Genomic DNA, 2,819 nt, shown 5'->3' with positions numbered 1-2,819 from the left:
GTTGAGTTTTTTATTTCTGCTCTCTCGTTTTGATGTGGCTAGTATAAGTGTGAACAAGGATGTTGATAATCCCCATAAAATGAAAATGATTTTTACGGTTATGTAATAATAAGCGTAGGATAGAGTATTTATGGAGTAGATATCTCAGTTTAAAAGGGAAATATGAAATGAGACCTGACAAAGGTGGGCCATATAGATATGCTGCTTGCATTAAAGGAGTATGAATAAATATGAGCCAATGCAGTAGTAAAATTTGGGGACTATTTTTAATTTTGCTTGTGGTGTTTTCAGCAGGCTCTTTTGCTGCATCTCAAGTTAATACTTCATTATCTTCTAGTGAAACCATTACGCCTTATCAAAAGTCCTCATCAATTATAAACGCTTTGGTTATTTCTGATTGTGCTCAATGGGATCATGATCTGTCATTAGGCTACAGTTCAGAGCGACATCATTGTTGTGCATCTGTGTGCTTATTAAAAATGTCATGTGGTCAATCTTTAGTGGTTACGCATTCTCTTTTAAGTTCTTTAGCTTTGATCAATGTGGATCAAGCTGAAAAAGCCATCGTACGTAGTCGAACCTTATTTCGCCCTCCAATTGTGTAATTCTTAATGTAGAGTTTTTGTATTTTTACCGATGTTATTAATCGATTTAGGATTTATTCAATGAAAAAGTTATTTGTTTTTTTATCAGCAGTTATGTTTGCATTCTCTGTTCAGGCTACACAGTTTGAGGAGGGGAAATATTATCAAGTTCTCGATGTAGCGAAATCAACCCAACCTAAGGTGACTGAGTTTTTTTCATTTTATTGCCCGCACTGCTATAAGTTTGAAGCGGTGATTAAGAATTTAAAACCCGCTTTAGCAAAGAGCGTTAAATTTGAAAAAGTGCATGTTGCTTTTATGGGAAATGATATGGCAGTACCGATGGCAAAATCGTATGCCACAATGGTTGTGCTTGGGGTTGAAGATAAAATGGTACCAGCCATGTTTAAGCAGATTCATGAGTTAGGGCAACGTCCAAAAAATGAAGATGAACTTCGTCAAGTCTTTATCAATAATGGCATTGACCCTGATAAATATGATGAGGCTTATAATGGTGTAGCTGTGAATGCAATGCAGCGTAAGTTTGATATTCAGTTTGAAGCAAGTACGTTAACAGGGGTTCCAGGAGTATTGGTGAACAATAAATACATTGTTAAACCTAATGCCATTCGTAGTTACGATGAATACAACCAACTGGTAAATTATTTACTGACATTGTAATTATTATTTAAGCTACAAACTTGAGATACAAAAAAGCCCTCGCAGATTGAGGGCTTTTTATTGCATGACATTATGCAGGGATATTTTGCGTGAACACTTCTTTGTTGGCTGATTCTTTTTGCCACTTATCAATAACCAAAGCCGCAATCATATCCCCCTCAACGTTAACCGCTGTACGGAAAGTATCAAGTGGACGTTCAATAATTAATAAGATCGCAATAGCTTCTAGAGGGATCCCTGCAGCTAACAGAACCAGTTGCATACCCGACATAGAGCCTGATGGCATACCTGGAGCGCCAACAGATGAAACCATTGCCATAATAAAGATCATGACTAGCCCTGAGGTTGTTAAGTCAACACCAAAAAGCTGGGCAAGAAATATAGCCGCAACACCTTCAAATAGTGCGGTGCCATCCATGTTCATTACCGCGCCAAGTGGTAACACCATGCTGCTTGTGCTTTGAGATACGCCTAGTTTTTCTTGTGCGCTTTGCATTGCTAGAGGCAGAGTTGCAGAACTAGAAGAGGTTGCAAATGCCATCGCCATTGGAGCTGATATTGCTTTAAATAAGGTTGTGTATTTAATGCCTGTCGCTATTTTAGCTATCGTTGGTAAAACAACAGCTCCGTGAATTAAAGTAAGGACAAAAACCAGTAAAGCAAACAGAGCTAATTGTTGAAATAAAGATTCTCCACCTCGAACTGTAAAATCAAAAACAATGGCAAATACAGCCAATGGAGCTAAACGAATAATCCAACCGACTAATGTATTAATGCTTTTATTTAAACCGCTGAGTACATCAAAAACAGGATGTTTTTCTGGTAGTGATGAAAGTAAAGCCAGTCCCAGCATAAATGAAAATACAACAATAGCGAGTAAGTTTCCGTTAGTTAATGCCGCAACAGGGTTTACTAATGCCATATTTAATAACTTACTTGCAATGGCTGCACCACCGGCTGCTTCTTCACTAATTAGCTGAACATTGTCACCAACAGGAGCAAGCTCTGTAAGAGGCTGCCATGCAGGCATCAATAACGATGCACCCAAACCAAGAGATATAGCTAATAATGTGGTGAAGCTGTAGAACAATAACGTATTTCGACCTACCTGCTTTAAGCGGGTGATAGAGCCAATGCTTGTAATACCTTGAAGTAAAGAAAGCATAACCACCAAACCAACTACCATTTTTAGCAAACCAATATAGGTAATCTTTCCTAACATGATTACTTGGTACCAAGCCGCTTGGGTTACGTCAGTTGTTGGAGAAATAAATAGTGTAATAAACCAAGCAAGTAATGCTGCTAGTAGTAATTGCAGAGGCAAAGAATGACGAAGTTTGTTCCACATAATGATTATTCCAGTTACTTTGAAAAATGTTGCTTTATACGTTTATTAAAAGATGGATCCTTTAATAAACGCATGCAGTATAAAAAATAAAGTCCGTTAAATTAAATCTAACGGACTTTGATATTAAGTGAATTACAATGTTTTAGACCCTAGACCCTAGACCCTAGACCCTAGACCCTAGACCCTATTTATCCATATGCAGAACA

General features: G+C 37.7%; 3 protein-coding genes. 2 read left to right on the top strand and 1 reads right to left on the bottom strand.

Annotation, left to right across the window (positions count from 1 at the left end):
- Nucleotides 1-230 precede the first annotated feature (230 nt).
- The gene (locus tag GNP81_RS19245; protein ID WP_155673203.1) at nt 231-605 is read left to right on the top strand and encodes a hypothetical protein; all 375 of its coding nucleotides are present in this window, start codon (nt 231-233) and stop codon (nt 603-605) included.
- 60 nt (nt 606-665) lie between these two features.
- Complete coding sequence (locus GNP81_RS19240) at nt 666-1,265, top strand: thiol:disulfide interchange protein DsbA/DsbL (protein WP_155675054.1); 600 nt, start codon at nt 666-668, stop codon at nt 1,263-1,265.
- Nucleotides 1,266-1,335: 70 nt separating this feature from the next.
- On the opposite strand, the gene GNP81_RS19235 is transcribed toward GNP81_RS19240, so the two are convergent.
- A complete protein-coding gene (locus GNP81_RS19235) occupies nt 1,336-2,613 on the bottom strand; it encodes a dicarboxylate/amino acid:cation symporter (protein ID WP_155675055.1) in 1,278 nt (425 codons plus the stop codon).
- Nucleotides 2,614-2,819: the final 206 nt, after the last annotated feature.

Origin of the sequence: Aliivibrio fischeri (genome assembly GCF_009727955.1) — a bacterium.
Taxonomy (GTDB): Bacteria; Pseudomonadota; Gammaproteobacteria; order Enterobacterales; family Vibrionaceae; genus Aliivibrio; species Aliivibrio fischeri_A.
The sequence above is the reverse complement of the archived record's forward strand: the minus strand, read 5'-3'. Positions and strand labels throughout refer to the sequence as shown.

Coding starts and splice junctions, on each gene's coding strand:
- GNP81_RS19245 (WP_155673203.1), top strand. CDS start 231: ATGAGCCAATGCAGTAGTAAAATTTGGGGACTATTTTTAATTTTGCTT.
- GNP81_RS19240 (WP_155675054.1), top strand. CDS start 666: ATGAAAAAGTTATTTGTTTTTTTATCAGCAGTTATGTTTGCATTCTCT.
- GNP81_RS19235 (WP_155675055.1), bottom strand. CDS start 2,613: ATGTGGAACAAACTTCGTCATTCTTTGCCTCTGCAATTACTACTAGCA.